Origin of the sequence: Maribacter litoralis, from assembly GCF_003075045.1 — a bacterium.
Taxonomy (GTDB): domain Bacteria; phylum Bacteroidota; class Bacteroidia; order Flavobacteriales; family Flavobacteriaceae; genus Maribacter; species Maribacter litoralis.
This window is the reverse complement of sequence record NZ_QCZD01000001.1, coordinates 767739-788942: the sequence shown is the minus strand read 5'-3', so window position 1 is coordinate 788942 and position 21204 is coordinate 767739. Positions and strand designations below refer to the sequence as shown.

Annotated in this window: 18 protein-coding genes; 8 read left to right on the top strand and 10 right to left on the bottom strand. The window is 36.1% G+C overall.

Annotation, left to right across the window (positions count from 1 at the left end):
- Positions 1 to 33: 33 nt before the first annotated feature.
- The 10 genes from DCS95_RS03745 to DCS95_RS03700 all read right to left on the bottom strand — a co-directional run bounded on the left by DCS95_RS03745 (position 34) and on the right by DCS95_RS03700 (position 11104).
- Positions 34 to 1488, bottom strand: coding sequence for a vanadium-dependent haloperoxidase (locus DCS95_RS03745; protein ID WP_116769482.1), 1455 nt, complete (start codon positions 1486 to 1488; stop codon positions 34 to 36).
- Between the two features lie 62 nt (positions 1489 to 1550).
- Positions 1551 to 2042, bottom strand: a complete 492-nt coding sequence (locus DCS95_RS03740) for a GTP-binding protein (protein ID WP_116769481.1) — start codon at positions 2040 to 2042, stop codon at positions 1551 to 1553.
- A 26-nt stretch (positions 2043 to 2068) separates the two neighbouring features.
- Complete coding sequence (locus tag DCS95_RS03735; protein ID WP_116769480.1) at positions 2069 to 2773, bottom strand: sulfite exporter TauE/SafE family protein; 705 nt, start codon at positions 2771 to 2773, stop codon at positions 2069 to 2071.
- 3 nt (positions 2774 to 2776) lie between these two features.
- Positions 2777 to 3223 (bottom strand): FixH family protein, encoded by a 447-nt coding sequence (locus DCS95_RS03730; protein WP_116769479.1) that lies wholly within the window; start codon positions 3221 to 3223, stop codon positions 2777 to 2779.
- Between the two features lie 13 nt (positions 3224 to 3236).
- Positions 3237 to 4655: a cytochrome c oxidase accessory protein CcoG gene (gene ccoG / locus DCS95_RS03725; RefSeq protein WP_116769478.1), complete on the bottom strand. Its 1419-nt coding sequence runs from the start codon at positions 4653 to 4655 to the stop codon at positions 3237 to 3239.
- Positions 4656 to 4699: 44 nt separating this feature from the next.
- Entirely contained in the window at positions 4700 to 5656 is a 957-nt protein-coding gene (locus DCS95_RS03720; RefSeq protein WP_116769477.1) for a cbb3-type cytochrome c oxidase N-terminal domain-containing protein, read from the bottom strand.
- Positions 5653 to 5844 carry a cytochrome c oxidase subunit IV gene (locus DCS95_RS03715; RefSeq protein WP_027067528.1) on the bottom strand — a complete coding sequence of 64 codons (192 nt, stop codon included), beginning with the start codon at positions 5842 to 5844 and terminating at the stop codon, positions 5653 to 5655. Before DCS95_RS03715 ends, DCS95_RS03720 begins: the two co-directional genes overlap by 4 nt.
- 11 nt (positions 5845 to 5855) lie before the next feature.
- On the bottom strand, positions 5856 to 8054 hold the full coding sequence (ccoN, locus tag DCS95_RS03710; RefSeq protein ID WP_116769476.1) for a cytochrome-c oxidase, cbb3-type subunit I: 2199 nt from the start codon (positions 8052 to 8054) through the stop codon (positions 5856 to 5858).
- A gap of 187 nt (positions 8055 to 8241) precedes the next feature.
- The gene (ccoS, locus tag DCS95_RS03705) at positions 8242 to 8421 is read right to left on the bottom strand and encodes a cbb3-type cytochrome oxidase assembly protein CcoS (RefSeq protein ID WP_116769475.1); all 180 of its coding nucleotides are present in this window, start codon (positions 8419 to 8421) and stop codon (positions 8242 to 8244) included.
- Between the two features lie 289 nt (positions 8422 to 8710).
- Entirely contained in the window at positions 8711 to 11104 is a 2394-nt protein-coding gene (locus DCS95_RS03700) for a heavy metal translocating P-type ATPase (RefSeq protein ID WP_116769474.1), read from the bottom strand.
- A 118-nt stretch (positions 11105 to 11222) separates the two neighbouring features.
- On the opposite strand from DCS95_RS03700, the gene DCS95_RS03695 reads away from it, so the two are divergent.
- The 8 genes from DCS95_RS03695 to DCS95_RS03660 all read left to right on the top strand — a co-directional run bounded on the left by DCS95_RS03695 (position 11223) and on the right by DCS95_RS03660 (position 21199).
- Positions 11223 to 11912, top strand: a complete 690-nt coding sequence (locus DCS95_RS03695) for a Crp/Fnr family transcriptional regulator (RefSeq protein WP_116769473.1) — start codon at positions 11223 to 11225, stop codon at positions 11910 to 11912.
- Between the two features lie 78 nt (positions 11913 to 11990).
- Positions 11991 to 12845, top strand: coding sequence for a universal stress protein (locus DCS95_RS03690; RefSeq protein ID WP_116769472.1), 855 nt, complete (start codon positions 11991 to 11993; stop codon positions 12843 to 12845).
- A 178-nt stretch (positions 12846 to 13023) separates the two neighbouring features.
- Complete coding sequence (gene rpiA, locus DCS95_RS03685; RefSeq protein ID WP_116769471.1) at positions 13024 to 13701, top strand: ribose-5-phosphate isomerase RpiA; 678 nt, start codon at positions 13024 to 13026, stop codon at positions 13699 to 13701.
- Between the two features lie 474 nt (positions 13702 to 14175).
- Positions 14176 to 16206 (top strand): transketolase family protein, encoded by a 2031-nt coding sequence (locus DCS95_RS03680; protein ID WP_116769470.1) that lies wholly within the window; start codon positions 14176 to 14178, stop codon positions 16204 to 16206.
- A gap of 54 nt (positions 16207 to 16260) precedes the next feature.
- A complete protein-coding gene (gene fsa, locus DCS95_RS03675) occupies positions 16261 to 16914 on the top strand; it encodes a fructose-6-phosphate aldolase (RefSeq protein ID WP_116769469.1) in 654 nt (217 codons plus the stop codon).
- Positions 16915 to 17196: 282 nt separating this feature from the next.
- Positions 17197 to 17520, top strand: coding sequence for a helix-turn-helix domain-containing protein (locus tag DCS95_RS03670; RefSeq protein WP_116770141.1), 324 nt, complete (start codon positions 17197 to 17199; stop codon positions 17518 to 17520).
- Entirely contained in the window at positions 17517 to 20021 is a 2505-nt protein-coding gene (locus DCS95_RS03665) for a DNA cytosine methyltransferase (RefSeq protein ID WP_116769468.1), read from the top strand. Before DCS95_RS03670 ends, DCS95_RS03665 begins: the two co-directional genes overlap by 4 nt.
- Entirely contained in the window at positions 20018 to 21199 is a 1182-nt protein-coding gene (locus DCS95_RS03660) for a restriction endonuclease (RefSeq protein WP_116769467.1), read from the top strand. The genes DCS95_RS03665 and DCS95_RS03660 overlap by 4 nt, the downstream gene beginning before the upstream one ends.
- Positions 21200 to 21204 lie beyond the last annotated feature (5 nt).

Genomic DNA, 21204 nt, shown 5'->3' with positions numbered 1-21204 from the left:
TTGGGGGTTCTTATTGTTATAATAAGTAATCTGTTATTGGCCTAAATGTTTATTGTAAAATTTCCAAGCTTGGTGGGCTACATCTCTGCCTAATTTTAAACCGGCTACATTATCTGCCTGTATATGGTAACCGCCCATAACTCTAGATATGCCTGCCATGTTAGCGGCTTCAGTAAATGTAGGGAAGGTTATGGTAACCGGTTCGCCGTAATGTTCGGTATCTATTTCGGTTAAACTTCCTGGTATCAGTTCTACGGATTCACCAAAATAATCGTCTCCGGTAAATAGGCGTAAAACCTCTGCACAACCACCACTTATAGTGCTGTGGCCCGAAGTATAGCTAGGAAATGGCGGACATAGAAAAATATCTGGAGAATAAGGCCTCCATTCCTGTCCTTTCATTTCAATAACCCCTTTGCCCGGTCCGCCCCATGCCTTTATCGTTTTATCTTTATAATATTCGTGTACCAATGCATAAGGTCTCGCATAGTCAAAGAACATTTTAGAATCCCATGAGGCTATAAAAGCATCCATAGCGGTGATTTCCGTTAAGAAATACATTTTTACGTCTTGGTCTAGGGTGTGGTTATCACGGCGAGATACGTCTTGTGCAAATTTTAACCAGTGTCCCGCTTGCTGAACAGATTGCGGTCCGTCTCGCATAAATTCTACCAATGCCTTATCTTCATCAGAAAGGTTGGCTTGCAAATCGACCACTTCTTTTACTTCTTTTTTTAATTGCTCTGAGCCTACCATGGGTGGCGGCCCAGGTCTAAACTGATCGGCAGAAGTCATGGTCATTGGGGTTACCTTTTGCCAATAAGGAGTAAGACAACCTGGGGCATATTGACCTCCTTTGCCATCGGAGAAATATTTTGGTTGCCACCGGTTAATATCGGTGCTTTCATCTGGGGAGTTTACGGGACTGTAATTGGTATAATCAAAATAGGGAACTCCGTTAGAACCATCAACTTCACCATATTGGTTACTACCGTCATTCTTTCTAGCTTCAATGGTAGCTTTGGCGGCTAAGTTGCCAATACCTTCTGGGGTAGTGGGGTCTGTAGAATCATTGTCTGGGTCAAGTCCTAATTCGATCATAAAAGCCCTGAACATTTCTGTATCTGAAAAGTAATATTCTTTCATGGTGCCATAAGCCGCATAACTAATTGCAATTTCCTTGTTCTTAAGGGTTTGCTCGGCACTAGGTCTTCGTTCTATATTAGAAAGGTATACCGGTATGGCGTTTTCATCGTATCTAGACCATGCATCAAAAATGGAGGTGAAAATCAATCCTAAATAACGAGAGGTAATTGTAGGTCTTGGTTTAAACTTTTCGGTGTCAGAAGCTGTGGCGTCCAAAGCCATTTTTCCCCATTTATAGGCGACATTATCTACTACTTTTGGTTCTTGGCTTTGTTGTTGGGCAACTGTTGTTTTAATACCAAACGTGGCTAGTATCAAAGCTAAAAGTAAAATACGTTTCATGTGGTTGTCTGTTGGTTATTTTGTTATCTTAAATATAATAATGAGTTCTAAACAATTAAAATTTAAGCTGTAAGAACATTCTGCATATAGTCGAATAATTGCTGCATTTGCGGCTTTCCTTTCTTTTTACCACTGCGACCGGCAAAATATAGTATAAACCAGATGAGAACTAACAGCACTAAAAGACCAACTTGTATATAATATGTTTTACCTAATGATGCGCTGGAATATGCCCAAATGCTAATAATTATAAATAAAGTAGCGACTATAAAGTGTATGAACATAAAGAAGGGCCATAAGGTAGGGTTAGGGCCAAATACGCCATATAGTTTACAACTGATATCATCTATTTCTTCAAATTCCAAATGTAATTGTGGAGACCAAAAGTGATGGTGTTTTTGATTGAACTTTATAAAAATGTGCTCATCTAGGCGTTTTATTAAAAAAGGATCAACCTTTGACTGCTCAAATTTGTTGAGAATAATTTTCTTGTTCTTGGGAATATGTAACTGAAACCTTGGGCGAAGAGCAATTTCGTTCGGTATTGGTTTCATTTAATAGTAATTTTTGGCGGTTGCTGTTAGTTATGGCATTCTATAGTACTCGATGCCAGTTGCGTTACTGGAGCTGGTGATACGTAAGGTATTCCCAGACCTAGCCCTCTGAGTATAAAAAGAGCACCTATAATTATTACAAAAACGGGAATGGCTCTTTGTACCTTTTGACGAATGCCTCCTTTTAATAGATTGCTGAAATATATTGCAGCCGTCATAAGCGGTAAGGTGCCAACGCCAAAAAGCATCATGTATAAACTTCCTTGCAAAGCATCACCCATTGCAATAGATCCCAAAAGTGCCATATAAACCAATCCGCAGGGTAAGAATCCGTTTAAGAAACCTATGGTTAAGAATGTATCTGGAGATTTTTTCTTTAGTTCTTGACCCAGTTGGTTCTTAACTTTTGATATAATTTTATAGATAGGTTTTGAAAGGTTGTATTTGTTGAAAGTTTGATACGGAATCAAAACAACTAGAATCATTATTATACCAATAACGATAGAAAGTTTCTGTTGTATTCCGAAGATGGACAGTCCCTTCCCTAAAAGTCCGAATATCAGACCTATTATGCCATAAGCAAGTAAACGCCCAAAGTGATATATAAATATTTGACCGAATTTCTTGTAGTTATTTGTTCTATCCACCGGAAGCATAAAAGCAATGGGTCCGCACATACCTACGCAGTGCAAACTTCCCATAAGACCTAAAATGAGGGCAGATACCAACATAACTTAAAAAGTTATACTTTCTTTATATAAATATTCTTTTCCGGCGTATTCCCAGAAAATTTTTATATCCCAGCGACCATCCAACAATTGATTGTCTGGTATGAGCAATTCTGAATTGGATAAACTAATGGGCAAATTAAAATCCAAATTCTTATTGGATGGTCTATATAGGGATACGATACCTTTTACATTGGTATCTTCATAACCATCGGGAAAAATAACGAGTAAACCCTCTGGTAATTTTTTGAGTTCTATTTGTGAAGACGCGGTATTTGCGTTAGTCTCCGCATCTATTTCTTTTTGGTAGCCAAGTTCGGCCTTATAATATTCTTCGGTGACCAGATCATGGTTCGCATCATGACTGGTGGTCATTTTGACCACAAAAAACATGATAAAACTGATAAAACCTATAATGGCTATGACGATACCGGTACCCCAATTAATTTTCATGGTGCTTAAATTTTTATTTATAACTACGTGGTGCTAAAAAGCGAGCCGTAGTGGTCTCAATTAATTTATCATTACTGTACACCCCAATTTTGAGGTTGTTCTTATCGCCACTTAAGGCAGATGCATTAATTTCTATGAACAAAGTACCTTCTGCCAGCGCTTCTGGTTGAACATCAAAATTTTCATGTCTAACCAGTTTAATTTCCCCTTTAGGAGATAGTAATTCAAAATGGACATCTTCAACCGTTTTCGTAGTTTTATTTAAAAGTTTGTACGTGTAAACATTGCTAATGATGTTTCCGTCCTTGTGCTCGTAAAGTTGCCCTGGCAGTCTTAGAATATTGGCTTCAAGGTCGTTTCTCAAAAACATCATACCAACAAGCACACCCGTTAAAATGACAAGCACTGCGGTATACCCTTTTAAACGCGGTGTAAACTTGAATTTTTCCTTTTTGGTAATTTCATCTTCGCTAGCGTAACGGATCAAACCTTTTGGCAGGTTTACTTTTTCCATTATGGTATCGCATTCATCAATACAAGCGGTACAGTTAACACATTCTAACTGTGTTCCATTTCTAATATCTATACCTGTTGGGCAAACGTTCACACATTGAAAACAATCAATACAATCTCCATGACCCAATGCTTCACGGTCTTCATTTTTACGCCATTTTTTTCTGCCGTTTTCAGCTTCACCACGTTTATGGTCATAAGCAACAACTATTGATTTGTTATCCAGTAAAACCCCTTGCATACGACCATAAGGGCAGGCAATAATACATACCTGTTCTCTAAACCATGCAAAAACAAAATAGAATACCGCAGTAAATATAAGCAGCGATACCATGGTGCTAATATGCTGTAACGGACCATCGGTGATGTACTGTATCAAACGGTCACTACCAATTAAATAGGCTAAAAAAACGTTTGCGATTATGAATGAAATGATAAAAAAGATGAACCATTTTAAAGCCCGTTTTCTAATCTTTTCGGCATTCCATTCTTGTCTATCCAATCGCATTTGAGCTCCTCGATCTCCATCTATCCAATATTCTATCCTACGAAAAACCATTTCCATAAAAATGGTCTGCGGACACATCCATCCGCAGAAAATACGACCAAATGCAACGGTAAATAATGCTATGAAAACCACCCCAATAATCATAGAGATAACAAAGAGGTGAAAATCTTGTGGGTAGAATGGAAAACCAAAGATGTTAAAGCGCCTTTCGAGCACATTGAACATTAAGAATTGATTACCGTTAATTTTTATAAAAGGAGATGCGATCAAGAAAACAAGTAGGACGTAGCTCACATATTTACGATACTCGTAAAGTTTACCACTTGGTTTTTTAGGAAATACCCAAGCCCGTTTTCCATCTTCCTTTATGGTGCCGATAGAATCCCTGAAGTGATCTTGATCTTGTGACATTTTATCTCTCTTTAATCATTTAGTAGGCATGGCCAACAATAAATTTAGTTCATGGTAACCGAAGCCGAATCAATTTCAACTTCAGGAGCCGCTGTATCTACAGGATTTTCTACTGCAGGTGCGTTGGGATCTATCCAAATATCGCCCTCTGGAGCTTTAGGATTGGCAGGGGTTGTACCTTGAAAACTTAACACATAACTAGCTACCTGAGCGATTTCCGCTGGTTTTAAGTTTTGTTTCCAGGCGATCATACCTTTACCGTCACGACCACCTTCAGATATGGTGTTAAAGACATTTCTTATGCCCCCACCAAGAATCCAGTTTTCATCGGTAAGGTTTGGACCAATACCGCCACCACCATCGGCCATATGGCAAGCTACACAGTTGCCTTCGAAAATACCTTTACCGGCACTTAGGTCGGCCGCATCGGTTAATAGCTCCACTGTATTGGCATCTACCAAGCCTTTAGCTGTTTTTTTATATGCTTCAATTTCTAATTGTGCAGCAGCAACCTCTAGCTCGTATTCAAGATCTTGGTCATAATCGTTAAAGACATGAAAACGTGCCAAGTAAACTACACCGAAAACGATAGAGGCGTAGAACAGGTATACCCACCAAGGTGGTAGATTATTGTCTAGCTCACGAATACCGTCGTAGTTATGGTCAAGTATAATCTCTTCTTCCGATTCTATAGGCTTACTGCCCAACATTTTGGAGTACATTTTTTTACCCCAAGTCCATTCCCACTTTTTTTCCTTTTCTGCCAAGTATCTCACTTTGGCCTCATCATCCAAGGTGTTGTAGAGCACATTTTCAATAGCTTGAACAATAAATGCAATTGCGATCAATAGCAATAGTATAAGTGCCATAAAACCGAACATTAATGTAGGGTACGCTATGAAAGCCGGTTTATCACCACTATCAATATAAACTTCCATAAGTACGATGACCAAGAAAAAGGCCACGATTATTCTAAACCACCAGGCTGTATTGTTTTTCATAATTCGTTATTTAGTTGGTTATCTTCTTCTAAAGGCAATTCGCTAACTTCTTTTATGTACGATTTTGATGCGGTAATGACCCACCAGAATAGTAGTGTGAAAAACACAAAGAATATTAGTAATGATATCATGGGGTAGGTTGCTACACCATCTATTGTTTCCATGTAACCTTTTACAAATTTGAACATGTTTTTTAGTTTTAATTGTCAGATAATAATTCACCGGTTTCCTTCACCTTAATGTCCGTACCTAAACGTTGTAGGTATGCAATTAAGGAAACAATTTCACGATCTCTCATTTCTATAAATTCCTCTCCATTTTCAGCAGCATATTGTTTGTCGGCTTCATAGGTCTTTGCAAAATCGGGATCACTGTAAAGATTCTTTTCGATCTGTTCGGCTTGTGCATCCATTGAGGCTTCGGCATTTGCAATATCCTCATCGGTATACGGTACGCCTAGGGTAACCATTGCTTCCATTTTTGCCTGAATGTCGCTTCTGTCGTGCTCATCTCTTATTAACCAAGCATAGGCTGGCATTATGGACCCTGAAGAAGTACTCTGTGGATCGTACATATGGTTCAAATGCCAGTTATCGGAATATTTACCTCCAACCCTCAATAAATCTGGACCGGTACGTTTACTGCCCCAAAGGAACGGGTGGTCGTAAACAAATTCACCAGCTTTGGCATATTCTCCATAGCGCTCCACCTCACTTCTAAACGGACGAACCATTTGTGAGTGACAGCTTACACAACCTTCACGAATGTAAAGATCCCGACCTTCTAATTCTAAAGGAGTATATGGTTTAACACTTGTGATTGTAGGTATGTTGGATTTCACCAAAATGGTGGGCACAATCTGTATAATACCACCGATAAGGATAGCGATGGTAGCCAATATAGTCAATTGAATAGGCTTACGCTCTAACCAAGTATGAAAGGTTTCTCCAGCAGTTCTTTTCTTTGAAACACGAGTAAGTGCTGCAGCCTCTGCCAATTCATCTTCTATAACGCTACCAGCTTTTATAGTTCGTACAACGTTGTATATCATTACAATAGCACCAACAATGTAAAGACTACCACCAATGGCACGCATCCAGTACATTGGCATAATCTCGTTTACGGTTTCAAGGAAGTTACCGTATACCAAGGTTCCATCAGGATTAAAATCTTTCCACATTAAAGCCTGGGTAAAACCGGCAACGTACATGGGTAAGGCATAAAGAATGATACCTAAGGTTCCGATCCAGAAATGGAAGTTCGCCAATGGTGTTGAAAATAGTTTTTTCTTGGTCATTTTAGGTACCAACCAATAGATCATACCAAAGGTTAAGAATCCGTTCCATGCTAAAGCGCCTACATGAACGTGAGCAATGATCCAATCACTGAAGTGCGCAATGGCATTTACGTTTTTAAGCGAAAGCATTGGACCTTCAAAAGTTGCCATACCATAACCGGTGATAGCGACGACCATGAATTTTAAAACAGGATCGGTACGTACTTTATCCCAAGCACCTCGTAAAGTTAAGAGTCCGTTGATCATACCACCCCATGACGGAGCTAAAAGCATGATAGAGAACGCAACACCTAAGTTCTGTGCCCAATCAGGCAAAGCAGAGTACAAAAGGTGGTGTGGACCGGCCCAGATATAGATGAAGATCAGTGACCAGAAGTGGACAATAGACAGTCTATAGGAGTAAACTGGTCTGTTGGCCGCTTTGGGTACAAAATAATACATAAGCCCCAAGAATGGAGTGGTCAAGAAAAATGCTACCGCATTATGACCGTACCACCATTGCACCAATGCATCTTGTACACCTGCATACACAGAATAACTTTTTAAACCAGTTACAGGTAATTCCAGACTATTAAAAATATGAAGTACCGCTACCGTTACAAATGTTGCCAAATAGAACCAGATAGCCACGTAAAGATGGCGTTGTCTTCTTTTGATCATGGTACCGATTAGGTTTACACCAAAAGCGACCCATACTAAGGCAATGGCGATATCTATAGGCCATTCAAGCTCAGCGTACTCCTTAGAACTGGTATACCCTAACGGTAAGGTAATTGCAGCTGCAACGATGATCAATTGCCAGCCCCAAAAATTGAATTTGCTTAGAAAATCGCTATACATACGCGCTTTCAACAAACGTTGGGTAGAGTAGTAGACCCCGGCATAGATAGCATTACCTACAAATGCAAAGATTACCGCATTGGTGTGCAAAGGGCGTAAACGACCAAAGCTTAACCATGATATGCCGTCGGTCAAGTTTGGGAACATGAACATAAAGGCTAACAATAAGCCCACGGACATACCCACTATGCCCCAGAACATGGTTGCATAAAGGAAATTTTTCACGATTTTGTTATCGTAATAAAACTGCTGTACTTCCATAATTATACTTGTTTATTTAATTGGATTTTATTTTCTAAAATGAAGAACAGAGAGAAAAGAAAATAGAGATGAGACTCCTATTAATTTGCAAATGTCCTTTACTTTCAATTTTTTACTTTACTCTTTACTCTTTACTCTTTACTCTTTACTCTTTACTCTTTACTCTTTACTCTTTACTCTTTACTCTTTACTCTTTACTTTTTACTTTTTTCTTCTTTGGCTTTACCAATTCATCTTCAAAAAGCATTCTTACGGAAGGTGTATAAGCATCATCATATTGCCCTTGCCTTACCGAAAAAATAAAGGCGACAAAAAAGATGATTGCAACCACTAGGCTAATCGCTAGTAAAACATAAATAACACTCATACCAATCGTAATTATTCGGTAAATTTAGGTGGGTATGGAACCTTAGAAAATGACAATTGTCATACTTTGAACTTTTTCTTAAAATTGATGTTTAAACTATGATTAAGGGAGATGTGATAAAGTTTTTAGAAAATTGATTATCAGTTGTTTGGGATTGTATTTTACTACAAATGATAGATAGCTTTATCTTAATATGAATAGAAATTTTAAGGGAGATAAAGCCCATTAATTAGTATCTCTGTACTTAATATTTACTAGCGTAATATGTTCAGTATTTCTGATACGTAGATTAAGATAGCTTTCTGCCGATAAAATTGGTCATGACCGTAGTGAATACGACTATACTAATAGAACTTAATGGCATAAGAATAGCGGCAATAACAGGTTCTAATTGCCCTGTTACAGCAAAGTATAAACCCACGCAATTATATAGTAAAGAGAGTATAAAGCTCATTTTAATTACTCGCATGGCCTTTTTAGATGCAAGTATGTAACTATAAAGCTGTTGAAATTTTGATGCATCTAAAATAGCATCACAGGCAGGGGAGAAGACATTTATATTTTCAGATATGGCAATGCCCACATTACTTTGAGCCAAAGCACCGGCATCATTTAGTCCGTCACCCACCATAAGCACTTTTTTGCCCTGTTCCTGTAAGGTTTTAATAAAGGCTAATTTATGCTCTGGTTTTTGGTTAAAGAACAACGGGGTGAGTTTGGGTAAAATAGCTTCTAGCCGTGATTTTTCGCCCTCGTTGTCTCCCGATAAAATTGCCAAGCTCAAGGTCTGCGACATATTTTTAAAAGTAGTAGAGAGTCCTTCCCTATACTGATTTTGAAAAATATATCTGCCTTTATACGTATTGTTCGCACTTATGTGCATTGATGTGTCCAATACATTTTCAGATAAGGCTTTACCCACAAAATTTGCTGAGCCAATTTTCATTTTAATAGCTCCTTTACTGCTTTCCAAACCCTTGCCTACGTGTTCTTCGTATTCATCTAAAGTTATGATATTCTGTTCTTTAAGTAGATCATATAAAGATCTGCTTAAAGGGTGGTTAGATGCTCTAATGGTATTCTTTAAAATAGATTCTTCTTCGGGGGTCAATGGCATTCCCTCATAATAAGCGGTACTTTTTTGGCTAGTGGTTATGGTACCGGTCTTATCAAAAATGGCAGTATCTATTTTGGCTAGTTGCTCAATGGTCTGCGTATTTTTAATGTAGAATTTTTTCTTGCCAAAAATGCGTAACATATTTCCTAGGGTAAAAGGCGATGCCAAAGCAATGGCGCAAGGGCAGGCAATAATCAATACTGCCGTGAATACGTTCATTGCCTTTGACGGGTCAACATATAACCAAAAAGCGGTCGAAATAAAGGCAATGGAAAGTACTGCAATGGTAAAACGCTTACCTATACTATCTGTAAGATTTTGAAAAGTGGTGGTTTTATCGGTTTTGAATACGGCATTGCTCCATAATTGTGTAAGATAACTTTGTGAGACAGATTTTGAGGCTATCATTTCAATAACGCCGTTAAGTTGTTTGCCGCCTGCAAAGACCTGTTCACCAATTTCCTTATTTACAGGTTCTGATTCACCCGATACAAAACTGTAGTCAATTTGTGCGTTTCCATAAATCAATGTGCCGTCAACGGGAATCATTTCTTCATTTCTGATCAATATTCTATCTCCCTTTTCTATATTTTGAACAGGTACGGTCTCTTCTTTTCCATCAGTTTTTAATCGGGTAATCGCAATAGGAAAATAAGACTTGTAATCACGCTCAAAAGATAAAAAGCTATAGGTTCTTTGCTGAAAGAATTTACCGAGTAATAGAAAGAATACCAACCCTGTGAGGGAGTCAAAAAATCCGCTACCAAAATTAAACGCGATATCAAAAGTACTTCTTAGAAAAAGAACCAGAATACCAAGGGCAATGGGTACATCTATATTTAAGAGCTTGGCACGTAGCCCTTTAAATGCCGATACAAAATAGTCCCACCCAGCATAAAAAACAACAGGCAATGAGAAAACGAACATGAGCCAGCGAAAAAGGTTTTGGTATTTGTTCAACCAATATTCTCCACCCGAAGCAGCACTTGAACCCAAGTCAAAATATTCTGGAAAGGAAAGAAACATTACATTACCAAAGGCAAAGCCGGCAACGCCAAGTTTGTATATAAGGCTTCTATCGGTCGCTTTTTTCTTTCCTTCAAAATCCTCCAAAGATATATAGGGTTCATACCCAATTTTAGCTAAGAGCAGTACTAGGTTCTTTAAGCTGAACTCTTTGTGATAGGTAACGCGTATGGTTTTCTTTGGAAAATCTACCTGAGAACTTGTAACATGTTTGTTGAGTTTATTCAAATTTTCCAATATCCAGATGCATGAACTGCAATGAATAGTTGGTATGTAAAGATTAATGATCTGTACGTTACCATCATTAAATTCTAATAGTTTAGTAATGATGTCTTCATTATCAAGAAAATCATACTTTCCTTCAATGGCATTTGGGGTGGTGCCGGCAGCTTCCTGCAAATCATAATAATGAGAAAGGTCGTTGGTAGAAAATATTTCGTAAACGGTTTTGCAACCAGAGCAACAAAACGACTTTTCTTCAAAAGTGATTAGTTGCCTATCACAAGGGTCTCCGCAATGAAAACATGTATCATCCTGCATAATTATAAACCAATTAGAAGTACAAAGGTGAAAATGTATCACTTTTTAAAACATGATAATTGTCAGTTCTTAGCATAATTGCCTTGTTTAGTTTTGTGCTATATTTAATAGTATAGCCATGGAAAGTAGATGTGAGAATTGTATCATTAGACAATTTAATTCGCTCCGTGCCTTGAGCAAAGAAGAGCTAATAAAAGTCTCTAATGCCAAAACCTCTAAAAAGGTTAAAAAAGGAGATGCGCTGTTTTTGGAAGGGCAGAAGTTAGATGGTGTTTACTGTGTACGCAATGGAGTTTCTAAATTATCTAAACTAAGTAGCAACGGTAAAGAGCAAATTGTAAAATTGACCAATATAGGCGAAATTATGGGTCAACGTTCTGTAATTGCCGAAGACTATACCAATTTGAGTGCAACAGCGATCAACGATATGGAGGTTTGTTTTATTCCCAAAGAAATAATTACGAACACCTTAAATACCAATCCGTACTTTTCTTTAGAGGTTTTGCGCCATATGGCACACGATTTAAAAGAAGCTGATGATGTTATTGTGAACATGTCTCAGAAAACGGTAAAGCAACGCCTGGCGGAAGCTTTATTGTATCTAAAGGAAAACTATGGCGAAGATGATAACGGTTTTTTACAATTGTCTTTAAGTAGAGATGATTACGCCAATATTGTGGGTGCCGCTACCGAGTCTTTAATTAGAATGATTTCCGAATTTAAAAAGAAAGGACTTCTTAAAACCGAAGGCAAGAAAATAGGCATTGTAAACGAATGTGCATTGAAAGAGCTGGTAGACGGATTTTAATTTTTCTGTTCTGATAAATGTCATAGTTTCTACAGGCTACGGCAGCTACATTTATCGAAATATAGTTACGCCTTATTCATGAAAAATATTCTAATACCTACAGATTTTTCTTTGGCGGCATGGAATGCCACCGAGTTTGCGCTACGTCTTTTTGCCGATACAAAATGTACATTTTATTTTTTAAACGCTTATACCCCAGAAATTTATAGCAATCGCTTAATGGCGGGAAATACGTTGACCGCAACTAAATCTTGTTCAGCAAAAAAAGCCTCGGAAAAAGGACTTGCGATGTTGATAGACCGCATTCATAAGAACTACGATAATGATCTTCATAGCTTTATAAAAATACCTACATTTTCTTTGCTCATAGAAGAGGTAAAGGAAGCGGTGGGTAAATACTCGTTAGATTTAATTGTGATGGGCTCAAAAGGAACAGGGGAGGAAGAAACCAGGGTAATGGGCAGAAACACATTTCGGGTTTTAGAGCATGTACATAGCTGCCCTGTATTGGTCATACCAAAAGATTTTAAGTTTAAACGACTTACAAATGTGGCATTGATTTCGGGTGAAAACTATTTTTATAAGGAAGCTGAACTATATCCGCTAGTAGAAATCAGTAAAATTTTCAAGAGCAATGTTCATATTATAAATATTCAGAAATCAGCAGATCGTTTAAATTCCCTTCAAAAGCTGAATTTGAATACCATTGGTAAAACTTTAGATCAAATACCTCATTATTCTCATCATATTATACTACAAGATTCTTTGCCCTGTAGATTAAGTGAATTCGTTGATCAATATGATTGTCAAATAGTTGTGGTATTCAGTAGTAATATTGAATTCATGAAGAATCTTAGACTTAACACTGTTGTAGATCAGTCGGTTTTTTGTGTTGATGTGCCTATTTTATCGTTGACATCCAGCGAAAATTAGTGCGTACTTTCTTTCTATTATGAAGATGTGGATAGACTTTTAATGTGCAAAATTTTCACAACGAAAGGTGGTGCACCAAGGTTTTTTTTAGAACAAGTTAACAATGAAGGTAACATAGGTCAATTATAAATATCTTTAGCCCAAAATAACAGACCAAATAAACCTTAATTCAACTAAAGTGAGCGCCGTAAACGAGAAAAAAGTAGCAGCATTAGAAGCAGTAAAATATATTAAATCTGGAATGACAGTGGGCCTGGGGACAGGTTCTACGGCATTTTTTATGATCGAGGCCATTGGTGAAATGGTGCAAAATGGGTTACAGATCAAAGCTGTGGCAACCTCTGATGAAACCGAAAAACTGGCAAAAAAATTGGGTATAGAGGTGATTACCTTGGCAGAGGCACAAAGATTAGACGTTACGATCGATGGCGCAGATGAGGTAGATGAGAACTTTCAATTGATCAAAGGCGGTGGCGGGGCATTATTACGTGAGAAAATTGTAGCACATAATTCTGACCTAAACGTCATAATTGCCGACTCATCCAAAAGTGTTGCCAAACTTGGCAAATTTAAATTGCCAATAGAAACGATACCTTTTGCCACGCAATTGATTTTAAAAGAGTTAGATGGTATGGGGTTGTGTCCCGTACAGCGCATGAAGGGCGATAAAGCATATAAAACCGACGAGAATAACGATATTCTGGATATTGATATTTGGGACACCGAAATAGAACTGAACGATTTAGAACAACAACTAAAGAGCATACCAGGTGTAGTGGAAACAGGGTTATTTTTGACCAGTACCAATGTAGTAATTATAGGAAAAGGCGAAGAAGCGGTTATTAAAAAGAAGTGACCATGTGTTACTAAGAAAGAGCTAATTATAGACAATGAAATCCGTTACGGAACAAGAAGCAATTGGCTGGTCGTAAATTGGTTTGGGGTCAGTGCTGTCTAATATCCCGGTAATTTAGAGTACAGTAAATGGTAAAAGTGTTATAAAATGCTTTGTAGTTGAAAAGCACATTGCAATACTGAGGTCATGGTTAAGGTTTTGTTACTATTTATATCATTTTAAGAAAAAAATAACTTTTTTTATAACTTCCTTGTTTTTAGCGGATAAAGGAGTTTTTAGTGTGCCTTTCAATAGTTGATTTTCATCGAAAACCCTTTCGAAAGTGCTAATATGCTATTCCATAGGTCATCAAGGCTTTACTATAGAATTATGTTGGTCGAATAATTTTAATTAAAGCCCTATATAAAGTATCTTTGAAGATATTTAAGTAGTTTAAAAAATTAACACGAATCTGAATAATAATCTAATAATATAATGAACAAGGAACTAGATCAATTAGCGGCCGATAATATAAGGGCATTAGCTGTAGCGATGGTAGAAAAGGCAAACTCTGGACACCCAGGTGGGCCAATGGGAGGCGCAGACTATATGCACATTTTGTATACTGAATTTTTCAATTACGATCCTTCTGATATGAAATGGCCATTTAGAGATCGTTTCTTTATGGATGCTGGTCACCTTTCTACATTAATGTACGCCCAGTATTATCTATTGGGTAATTATTCTAAGGATGATGTTTCCAATTTTAGACAATGGGGATCTGTAACTCCGGGTCACCCAGAGGTAGATGTTGCAAGAGGTATAGAGAATACATCAGGTCCTTTAGGTCAAGGTCATACTATGGGAGTCGGTGCAGCGGTAGCGGCCAACTTTTTGAAAGCGCGTTTTGGAGATTGGATGAACCATAAGATCTATGGTTTTATTTCAGATGGTGGTGTACAAGAAGAAATCTCTCAAGGTGCAGGTAGAATTGCAGGTCACTTAGGCTTAAGTAATTTTATCATGTTCTACGATTCTAACGATGTTCAATTATCGTCTAAAACAGATGAGGTAACTTCAGAAGATACGGCCAAGAAATATGAAGCATGGGGATGGAACGTAGTTACTATCGACGGGCATGATCATGATCAAATAAGAAAAGCATTAACAGATGCCAATGCAGAGACAGAAAAGCCAACCTTGATTATCGGTGAAACCATAATGGGTAAAGGCTGTGTAACTGCAGATGGTTCTCCGTACGAGGGGTATACAGAACTGCACGGTAAACCTATTGGCAATACAGGTGCAGATTATGAAAAGACTTTGGTGAATTTGGGTGCAGATGTAGATAACCCTTTTGATATTTACGATAAAGTTGAAGAGTATTACGAAGGTATCATCAATAGAAAGAAAGATGAGGCACAGGCAAAGAAAAGGGAGATTGACGCATGGCGTTCAGAAAACCCTGAGCTTTCTGCTAAATTAGATGGTTTCCTTGAAGGAAAATTACCAAATCTAGATTTTGGAAGTATAGCACAAAAAGAAGGTCAGGCTACAAGAGCGGCTTCATCTAATGTATTGGCTTACTTGGCACAGAACGTAGAGAATATGATCGTATCGTCTGCAGATTTATCCAACAGTGATAAAACTGACGGTTTCTTGAAAGAAACAAGCATTTTAAAGAAAGGTGATTTCTCTGGAGCATTCTTACAGGCAGGTGTTGCAGAATTGACCATGGCGACTATGGCAAACGGTATTGCACTGCATGGTGGTGTAATGGCGGTTGTGGCCACATTCTTTGTATTCTCTGATTATATGAAGCCAGCTATTCGTTTAAGCTGTATTCAAGAATTACCGGTGAAGTTTGTTTGGACGCATGATGCCTTTAGAGTAGGCGAGGACGGACCAACACACCAACCGATCGAGCAAGAAGCTCAAATTCGTTTATTGGAGAAATTAAAGAACCACAGTCACGAGCAAAGTTTTGTAGCGTTGCGCCCTGCTGATTCTCAAGAAACGAACGTAGCTTGGAAAATGGCCATTGAAAACCAAAAGACACCAACAGGTCTTATCTTATCTAGGCAAGGTATTGGCGATGTACCTGCCAAGAGCGGTAACCGTTATGAAGAAGCTTTAAAAGCTGAAAAAGGAGGTTACTTGGTACAAGAAGTAGCTGATCCAGATGTAATTTTGATCGCTAATGGTTCTGAGGTTTCTACCTTGGTTGCGGCAACCAAACTATTGGAGGAGAAAGAAGGGTTAAAAATCAATATCGCTTCAATACCATCGGAAGGATTATTTAGACAACAGTCTGAAGCATACCAAGAAAAAGTGATTCCGCCGAACAAACCGGTATTCGGACTTACGGCAGGTTTACCTGTAAACTTGGAAGGATTAGCAGGACCAAACGGAAAAGTATTCGGTTTAGAGCATTTTGGTTATTCTGCACCGGCAACTGTACTTGATGAAAAATTCGGATTCACCGGAGAACAAGTATACCAACAAGTAGTAGATTTTTTAAAGTAAAAAAACTTTAGGCCTTGCCTAGAGAACATTATAATAATTTAAAAGTAGAAAAAGATGAAATTTTTTATAGATACAGCAAATTTAGACGAGATCAAAGAAGCTCAAGACATGGGTATTTTAGATGGTGTTACCACAAACCCATCTTTAATGGCTAAAGAAGGCATTACCGGTGCTGAAAACATTTTGGAGCATTACAAGAAAATATGCGACTTAGTTGACGGTGACGTAAGTGCCGAGGTAATTTCTACCGATTTTGACGGTATGGTCGAAGAAGGAGAGAAGTTGGTTAAAATTAGCCCACAGATCGTAATTAAGGTACCTATGATCAAAGAAGGAGTAAAAGCGATCAAGTATTTCTCTGATAAAGGTTATAGAACTAACTGTACCTTGGTATTCTCTTCAGGTCAGGCATTATTGGCTGCTAAGGCAGGTGCAACATACGTATCTCCTTTCATAGGTCGTTTAGATGATATCTCTACGGATGGTTTAGGTTTAATTGCTGACATTCGTTTAATTTATGATAACTACGGATTTGAAACTCAAATTCTTGCGGCATCTGTACGTCACGTAATGCATATTATTGACTGTGCTAAAATTGGTGCAGATGTTATGACAGGTGGTTTAGGTGCAATTACTGGACTTTTAAAGCACCCATTAACTGACAGTGGTTTAGAGAAATTCTTGGCCGATTACCAAAAAGGAAACTAAATCGTAAGATTTAATCAATTTAATATTAAAAACCATCACTGAAAAGTGATGGTTTTTTTGTTTTATCTTAGTTGGGATATAAAAGATATATGTGCAATTGTGTACATATACGATTGTTGTACACAAGTTCTGAAAAACCAACCGCACAGTCAAGCACATTTCATTTTGCTCGTACCTCACAAAATAAAAAGAGCTTGCCTTTTCCCAACGCTGATTGAAAATAAAACTAAAAGTTGACACAAAAATCGCAATTTATTTTTACTTTTGCTAAAAATGGGTCAAATGACAAGTTTCGGAAATTATATTAAGACTGAAAGAGAAAAACGAGAATGGACACAAACCGAACTCGGAACTAAAATCGGAATCAATACAAGTGCAATTTGCAGAATTGAAAACGGAAGTCAAAAATTCAGTAAATCTAAATTGAAAAAACTTGCTGAATTATTTCAGACTGATTTACAAATTGTTACCGATTTATTTTTTGCTGACAAATTTGTGAAAGAAGCCCTAAAATATAAATGCTCTGAATCCATTTTTTCTGTAGCAGAAGATACTGCGAACTATTACAGAAATGTCAATGTAAAACAAGGAAAATTAGAATTATGAAAAAACCATTAACATATATTAGCCTTTTCAGTAGTGCTGGTGTTGGATGCTATGGCTTCAAACTTAATGGTTTTGAATGTATTGCTACTAATGAACTACTTACTAAAAGACTTAAAATACAAGCTTTTAACAACAAATGTAAATACGAAAGTGGATATATTGATGGAGATATTACCAAGCAAGAAGTTAAAAGAAAACTTCTTAATGAATTAGAGTTTTGGCAAGATAAACATAAAATTAAAACGCCAGTAGTTTTAATAGCAACGCCACCTTGTCAAGGTATGTCAGTAGCTAATCACAAGAAAAATGACGAAATATCAAGAAATTCTTTAGTTGTTGAATCAATAAAATTAACAAACAAGATTCTACCGAAATATTTTGTCTTTGAGAATGTTCGAGCATTTTTAAATACTACGTGTACAGACATTGATGGAGTTGTAAAACCAATAAAAGAAGCGATTAAATATAATCTTGGTGGTAGTTACAATATTTTATACAAAATTGTAAACTTCAAAGAATATGGTTCTAATTCAAGTAGAACAAGAACATTAGTTATTGGAGTTAGAAAAAATATTCCAAACATCACACCTTATGATATATTCCCAAAAAAGCAAAAATCAAAAACTTTACGACAGCTTATAGGAGATTTACCATCATTAACACAAATGGGAGAAATTTCAAATGACATTTTTCATTCTTACCGAGAGTTTGACCAAAGAATGCTTCCTTGGATAGAAAATTTGGAAGAAGGTCAATCAGCATTTGAAAATTCAGAACCTGAAAGAATTCCTCACCGAATTATTAACGGAGAAGTTGTTTACAACAAAAGTAAAAATGGAGACAAATATGCTCGTTGGTATTGGGATAAAGAAGGACCTTGTGTTCATACAAGAAATGATATTTTAGCAAGTCAAAATACGGTTCACCCATCAGATAATAGAGTATTTTCAATAAGAGAATTAATGAGAATGCTATCTATTCCAGAATCTTTTGAATGGTCGCATATTAACACTGAAAAACTTAATAAGTTTACAGAATTAGAGAAAAAGGCTTTCTTAAAAAAGCAAGAGCTTAACATTAGACATTGTTTAGGTGAAGCAGTTCCAACAGGAGTTTTTAAAGACATTGCCTCTAATATTAAAAAAGCTAATAAAAATGAAAGTTTGTCTTTATCACAAATTAAATCTCTTGAAGAAGAATTCAAGCTAAATGAAACTGATAATATTGTAAGTTTCATAAAGACAAACTTTAAAAACTATTCTTTAGATAATATTTTTTTAATAGCAGAGCATTCAAATTCGGAAAGATTAAAAACAAGTGCCTATTTTACAAGAAAAGATATTGCTTATTCTGTAATAAAAGATTTACCAGAACTAAAAAAGAAAAAGAAAATAAGAATTCTTGAACCATCTGTTGGAGTTGGTAATTTCATTCCATTGTTGTTTGAAAAATATGAAAACAATGACGAAGTAATTCTTGATGTTTGCGATATTGACAACAATTCATTGCAAATTTTAAAGACAATTTTGTCAAAAATTAAAGTTCCAAAAAACTTTAAAATCAATTTCAAACACATTGATTTTCTACTTTGGAATTGTAAGACAAAATACGACATTGTTGTTGGTAATCCACCATATGGCAAAGTAACAAAGAACAAAGAATTATTAGACTTATATAAGTTTAAAGCTCAAAATTCTAACACTAATAATATATTTTCCTTTTTTATTGAAAAGTCATTGCGTTTAGGAAACTATGTTTCTTTAATAGTGCCTAAAAGTTTATTAAATGCACCTGAATTTAATAAGACAAGAGATGTTTTAAAAAGTTGTGATTTAAAGAAAATTTGCGACTATGGAGAAAAAGCTTTTAAAGGTGTAAAGATTGAAACAGTAAGTTTTTTATGTTCTTCTTCTGTTTCAACAAGTGATAAAGTTATAATAGAAAGTTACATCAAAAACTCGTACAAGGAAGAAAGCAAAGATTATATTTTTTCTGATGAATTTCCTTATTGGTTAATTTATAGAGATGCAAGTTTTGATAATGTTGTTTCAAAAATGAAACTTGATATTTTTAATAGTTTCAGAGATAGACAAATCACAAAATCAATCACTCAAAATAAAGGTAAAGTAAGAGTTCTAAAATCAAGAAACATTGGTAACAATGAAGTAAAGGAAATTGATGGCTATGATTGTTACATTGATGAAATTGAGGAACTTGCAGTTTCCAAATTCTACAACGAATCTGATGTAGTAATGGTTCCAAATCTAACTTATTACCCAAGAGCAAGTTTTTTACCAAAAAATACAATTACTGATGGTTCAGTTGCTTTATTGACTTTAAAAAATGGAAGTCGTTTACCAAACGAGCAAGATTTAGAGTTTTACAGCACAGAAGAATTTGAAAACTATTATAGAGTTGCAAGAAATTACGGAACAAGGTCTTTAAATATTGACAATAACTCTGTATTTTTCTTTGGCTTATTAAAAGAAATAACTGAATGATAGAACAACTTAACGAGCACTTTGCAAATTTTGATTTTGACGTTAGAAAATCTAAAGATGCTAGATTTATGGACCAAAAAGTTACGCCAGATGTCCTTTGTGTCGTAACTGAATGCATTATCGAATTTATAGATGGAAATCTAGAAAAAGAATTTACCAAAAATGATATATGGCATTCCAATTATGCTCAAACTATTATTACAGAATCATTTAATAAGCCCAACCTAAAAGATGCTGATAGTGAGTATGATAAATTCTTTGCAATGCCATTAAAAACTTTAGGGTACGCAAAAGTTTTGATTGAATCAAAAAATGGAAATACAAACGTATATAAAGTAAATCGTTTTGATATTCTTGAATATATCTCACTACGTGAAAGGAATGCTCTTAATTTTTTGGAAATTTACCTCTCCAAGGTTATCCAAGAAAGCGGTCTTCAAAGAGTATTTGATAATTTTTTTGAAAAACAAAACAAAGTAAGTCTTGAAGCTTTAAGAAATGCTTTATTTGATTTTTACTTTTCAAACACAAGTATAAAAAAGGAGAAAGAACCACCGAGGATTTTTAATAAAATAATTAATATCCTAGCATTCAAAAAGAAACTAAAAGGTACTATACGAGGTACAGTTTCTAAATTCACGTTACCAATAGAGGAAATACGATACAATAGAATCAATTGGCGAGATATTGGGAAAGATAAAGGAATAACTAGAGAAGAATTTAAAAAGGCTTTAGGCGAGAATGTAGATATTCAAGGGTATTTTAAATATAATATCCAAAAAGCTAAAAAATTTGTTAGAAAAATTCATCCTTTTAGTGAAATTCACAGATTCAAAGAGTACCCTGGTCTTCAAGCTCATCATATTTTTATGGAAAGTGAATTTCCTGAAATAGCAGATTCACCTGAAAATATAATTGTTCTAACACCAAATCAACATTTTTATAGGGCTCATCCAAATAATAAAACTTCTGTTATAGATGAACGCTACCAAGCAATTTGTCTTATTTCAAAATTAGATTCAATTGAAATTAATTATCGTTCAGGTGGAAACGACTATTCTTTAGAAGATTTCATTAACGTTTTAAATACAGGCTTTGAAACAGAACATTTTCAAATTGGAATGGATTTCGAAGAAATAAAACATCAAATCATTAACCATACGTATGCGAGAGCATAACTAAT